5 protein-coding genes are annotated in these 4,955 nt (G+C 68.0%); 1 reads left to right on the top strand and 4 read right to left on the bottom strand.

Features of this window, described 5'->3' with window-relative positions; translation table 11 throughout:
* Positions 1 to 33: 33 nt before the first annotated feature.
* From G5C60_RS49470 to G5C60_RS49455, 4 genes are all read right to left on the bottom strand, one after another.
* Entirely contained in the window at positions 34 to 450 is a 417-nt protein-coding gene (locus G5C60_RS49470; RefSeq protein ID WP_165270675.1) for a transcriptional repressor, read from the bottom strand.
* Between the two features lie 61 nt (positions 451 to 511).
* The gene (locus G5C60_RS49465; protein ID WP_165270673.1) at positions 512 to 1,408 is read right to left on the bottom strand and encodes a metal ABC transporter permease; all 897 of its coding nucleotides are present in this window, start codon (positions 1,406 to 1,408) and stop codon (positions 512 to 514) included.
* A 10-nt stretch (positions 1,409 to 1,418) separates the two neighbouring features.
* A complete protein-coding gene (locus G5C60_RS49460) occupies positions 1,419 to 2,189 on the bottom strand; it encodes a metal ABC transporter ATP-binding protein (RefSeq protein ID WP_165270671.1) in 771 nt (256 codons plus the stop codon).
* A 22-nt stretch (positions 2,190 to 2,211) separates the two neighbouring features.
* Positions 2,212 to 3,213, bottom strand: coding sequence for a metal ABC transporter solute-binding protein, Zn/Mn family (locus G5C60_RS49455; RefSeq protein ID WP_165270669.1), 1,002 nt, complete (start codon positions 3,211 to 3,213; stop codon positions 2,212 to 2,214).
* A 209-nt stretch (positions 3,214 to 3,422) separates the two neighbouring features.
* Between G5C60_RS49455 and G5C60_RS49450 the strand changes: the two genes are divergently transcribed.
* Entirely contained in the window at positions 3,423 to 4,805 is a 1,383-nt protein-coding gene (locus tag G5C60_RS49450) for a glycine--tRNA ligase (protein ID WP_165270667.1), read from the top strand.
* Positions 4,806 to 4,955 lie beyond the last annotated feature (150 nt).

The raw sequence follows: 4,955 nt of genomic DNA, 5'->3' as shown, positions 1-4,955 counted from the left end.
CCACGCACCCGCACCCGAAAACGAACCCGCCCCCTACCCCCGTGCGGCAGCACACTCCGCGCAGGTGCCGAAGATCTCCACCGTGTGCGCCACGTTCACATAACCGTGCTCGGACGCGATCGCCTCCGCCCACTTCTCGACCGCCGGTCCCTCGACCTCGACCGCCTTGCCGCACACGCGGCAGACGAGATGGTGATGGTGGTCGCCGGTCGAGCAGCGGCGGTACACGGACTCGCCGTCGGACGTGCGCAGGACGTCGACCTCGCCGGCGTCGGCGAGGGACTGGAGCGTGCGGTACACCGTGGTGAGTCCGACGGAGTCGCCCTTGTGCTTGAGCATGTCGTGCAGTTCCTGCGCACTGCGGAACTCGTCGACCTCGTCCAGAGCCGCCGCGACGGCGGCCCGCTGCCTGGTCGAACGGCCCCGAACGGGCGGTCCAGCGGTTGTCACCGTTGCCTCCTCACACATCTGCGGCTTGCCGGGCCATTGTGCCAGCCCGATCAGGGCGCAGTCAGACGCCGACCTTCCCCGTCGAGGAACGGGTGGCCGGAATTGCGCACTCCGCCGGGTCCCCGGCGGCCTGTGTCATGGCCCGGGCCCGGCGTCGGTTCAGCGGGGTGGCCAGTACCGTCAGCGCGATGAACGCCCCGATGGTCAGCAGGACGATCGTCGCGCCGGGCGGCACATCCTGGTAATACGACGTGACCGTGCCGCCGATCGTCACGCTCACCCCGATGGCCATGGCGATCGCGAAGGTGGCCGCGAAGCTGCGGCTCAGCTGCTGTGCGGCGGCGACCGGGACGACCATCAGAGCCGAGACCAGAAGCAGGCCCACCACCCGCATCGCGACGGTCACCGTGACCGCCGCCGTCACCGCCGTGAGGAGGTTCAGGGCGCGGACCGGCAGCCCGGTCACCCGGGCGAACTCCTCGTCCTGGCTCACCGCGAACAGCTGCCGGCGCAGGCCGAGGGTGACGAGTACGACAAAGGCTGCCAGGAGGCAGATCGCCGTCACGTCGCTCTCGCTCACCGTCGACAGTGAGCCGAAGAGGTACGAGGTCAGGTTGGCGTTGGAGCCGCCCGGTGCGAGGTTGATGAACATCACACCGCCCGCCATACCGCCGTAGAAGAGCATGGCGAGGGCGATGTCGCCGCGCGTCTTGCCGTACCAGCGGATCAGCTCCATGAGGACCGCGCCCACCACGGACACGAGCGTCGCCATCCACACCGGCGACCAGGACAGCAGGAAGCCGAGGCCGACACCCGTCATCGCGACGTGGCCGATTCCGTCGCCCATCAGAGCCTGGCGGCGCTGCACGAGGTAGATGCCGACGGCGGGTGCGGTGATGCCGACGAGTACGGCGGCGAGCAGGGCCCGCTGCATGAATTCGTAGTTGAGCATGTCCATGGCCGGTCCTTCAGCTCAGCAGGCCCGTGCGGACCGGTTCGGCGTCATGAGCCGCGTGCGGGTGTACGTGGTCGTGGCCGGGCAGCGCGTGCTGGCCGACCGCCTGCGGGGGCGGGCCGTCGTGCGCCACGCAGCCGTCGCGCAGGACGATCGCGCGGTTGATCAGCGGCTCCAGGGCGCCCAGTTCGTGCAGGACCAGGAGTACGGACGTGCCCTGGGCGACCTGCTCGCGCAGGGTCTCGGCGAGTACCTCCTGGCTGGCCAGGTCGACGCCCGCCATCGGCTCGTCCATGATCAGCAGATCCGGCTGGGCGGCCAGAGCACGTGCGATGAGTACGCGCTGATGCTGGCCGCCCGACAGCGCGTTCACGGAGTGCTTGGCGTGGTCCGCCATGCCGACCAGTTCGAGGGCCTGGTGGACGACCTCGCGGTCGGCCTTGCGCAGGATCCCGAAGCGGGCACGGGACAGCCGCCCCGACGACACCACCTCGGTCACCGTCGCGGGCACCCCGCCCGCGGCCGTCGTGCGCTGCGGTACGTACCCCACGCGCGCCCAGTCGCGGAAACGGCGCCGGGGCGTGCCGAACAGCTCTATCTCGCCGCGGGTGACCGGGACTTGACCGATGACCGTGCGGACGGCCGTGGACTTGCCCGAGCCGTTGGCGCCGAGCAGCGCGACGACCTCACCGCGGTGCACGGTGAGGTCGATGCCCCGCAGGACGAGGCGTGAGCCGAGTTCGGCCGTCACGCCACGCAGGGATATGACGGGCTCGTTCTTCATGCCGGGGTCCTCCGAGGGTGGTTCATTGGGCGCCCAGTGCTGTCTGCAGCGACTTGAGGTTGGACTCCATGACCGCGATGTAGTCGTCGCCCTTGGACTTGTCGGTGATGCCCTCGATCGGGTCGAGTACATCAGTCTTGAGACCGGCGTCCGAGGCCAGGGTCTTCGCCGTCTTGTCGGATACCAGGGTCTCGTAGAAGACGGTGGTGACGCCGTCCGCCTTCGCTTCCTGCTGGAGTTCCTTGACGCGCGCCGCGCTCGGCTCGCTGTCCGGCTCCAGGCCGGCGATGGCCTCCATGGTGAGACCGTAGCGCTGGGCGAGGTAGCCGAAGGCCGCGTGGTTGGTGAAGAAGACCTTCGACTTGGTGTTCTTGAGCCCGTCCTCGAATGCCGTGTCGAGAGTGCCCAGCTTCTTCACGAGGTCCGCGGTGTTCTTCTTGTAGTCCGCCGCGTTGTCCGGGTCGGCCTTCTCGAGGGCCTTGCCCACGCCCTCGGCGATCTCGGCGTACTTCACCGGGTCCAGCCAGACGTGCGGGTCGAGGGTGGACTCCTCCTCGCCGGCGTGCTCCTCCTCCGCCTCCGCGCCCTCTTCGGCACCGTGCTCGTGGCCGTCCTCGGTGCCGAGGTTCTCGAGCTTCGTCAGCGTGGCCGCGTCGACCTTCGTCTTGACGTCGGACTGCCCCACCGCTTCGTCGACGGAGGGCTGGAAGTTCTTCAGGTAGAAGATCGCGTCCGCCTCCTGGAGCTGCGCGGTCTGCTTGGCGCTGATCTCCAGGTCGTGCGGCTCCTGGCCGGGCTCGGTCAGCGAGGTCACACTGACATGGTCCCCGCCGATCTGCTCCGCGAGGAACTGCATCGGATAGAACGACGCCACGACGTCGAGCTTCCCCCCACCGTTCCCGCCCTCCGCGGCGTCGGAGTCGGACGAGCAGGCGGAGAGGGAGACAGCGAGGGCGGTGGCCGCCAGTGCCGCGGTGCCGGCGGTGTTTATTCGAGAGGCGGCGAGGCGCCGACGTACGTTCATGACACCCATTTTCAATGAAAGTGGAAACGATTGTCAACAAGCGTCCTGACAAGCCCTGCGCAGGCCCTGCCCGAGCCCTCCGTCCGTCCCCGACCTCGAACCGATTTGATCCGGGGGGCGGGCCCGCCGGTAATCTGAAGCATTCGCACTTGAAGCAATCGCTCCTGAAGCAACCGCTTCGTCGCCGTCGTCGTAATGAAGAGAGCACCGTGGCCGCCGACAAGATCGACACCATCGTCAGCCTGAGCAAGCGCCGTGGCTTCGTCTACCCGTGCAGTGAGATCTACGGCGGCCAGCGCGCCGCCTGGGACTACGGGCCGCTGGGTGTCGAGCTCAAGGAGAACCTCAAGCGCCAATGGTGGCGCTACATGGTGACGTCGCGCGAGGACGTCGTCGGTATCGACTCCTCGGTGATCCTGGCGACCGAGGTCTGGGTTGCCTCCGGCCACGTCGCCACCTTCACCGACCCGCTCACCGAGTGCACCTCCTGTCACAAGCGGTTCCGCGCGGACCACCTGGAGGAGGCGTACGAGGCGAAGCACGGCCGTCCGCCCGAGAACGGTCTCGCCGACGTCAACTGCCCCCACTGCGGCAACAAGGGCCAGTTCACCGAGCCCAAGCAGTTCTCCGGCCTGCTCTCCACGCACCTCGGCCCCACGCAGGACAGCGGCTCCGTCGCCTACCTCCGCCCCGAGACCGCGCAGGGCATCTTCACCAACTTCGCCCAGGTGCAGCAGACTTCGCGCCGCAAGCCGCCGTTCGGCATCGCGCAGATGGGCAAGTCCTTCCGGAACGAGATCACTCCGGGCAACTTCATCTTCCGTACGCGCGAGTTCGAGCAGATGGAGATGGAGTTCTTCGTCAAGCCGGGCGAGGACGAGAAGTGGCACGAGTACTGGATGGAGCAGCGCTGGAACTGGTACACCGGCCTGGGTCTCCGTGAGGAGAACATGCGGTGGTACGAGCACCCGGCCGAGAAGCTCTCCCACTACTCGAAGCGCACCGCGGACATCGAGTACCGCTTCCAGTTCGGCGGCAACGAGTGGGGTGAGCTGGAGGGCGTCGCGAACCGCACCGACTTCGACCTCACGGCCCACTCGAAGGCTTCCGGCCAGGACCTCTCCTACTTCGACCAGGAGGCGAGCGAGCGCTGGACTCCGTACGTCATCGAGCCCGCGGCCGGTGTCGGCCGCGCCATGCTCGCGTTCCTGCTGGACGCGTACGTCGAGGACGAGGCGCCCAACGCCAAGGGGAAGATGGAGAAGCGTACGGTTCTGCGGCTTGACCCGCGGCTTGCGCCGGTCAAGGTCGCGGTTCTTCCGCTGTCGCGGAACCCGGAGCTGTCTCCCAAGGCCAAGGGGCTGGCTGCGGCACTGCGGCAGCACTGGAACATCGACTTCGATGATGCCGGTGCGATTGGGCGGCGGTATCGGCGGCAGGATGAGATCGGTACGCCGTACTGCGTGACTGTCGACTTCGACACGCTCGACGACAACGCGGTGACTGTGCGTGAGCGGGACTCGATGAAGCAGGAACGTGTTTCGCTGGACCAGATCGAGGGGTACCTGGCGAGTCGGTTGATCGGCTGTTAGGTCGCCCCCGCCGCCCCTACCCGTCCCATCCCTGGGGCTGCGCCCCGGGCCCGCCTGCGTCTGCCTGGATGGTGTTGTCTGGCGGCTGCGGGTTCGTTGTGGCTGGTCGCGCAGTTCCCCGCGCCCCTAAGGGGCCGCTGGCCCCCAGGG

The organism is Streptomyces scabichelini, assembly GCF_011045015.1.
Taxonomy (GTDB): domain Bacteria; phylum Actinomycetota; class Actinomycetes; order Streptomycetales; family Streptomycetaceae; genus Streptomyces; species Streptomyces scabichelini.
Note: the sequence above shows the minus strand (reverse complement) of the source record. Positions and strands in the feature narration are given on the sequence as shown.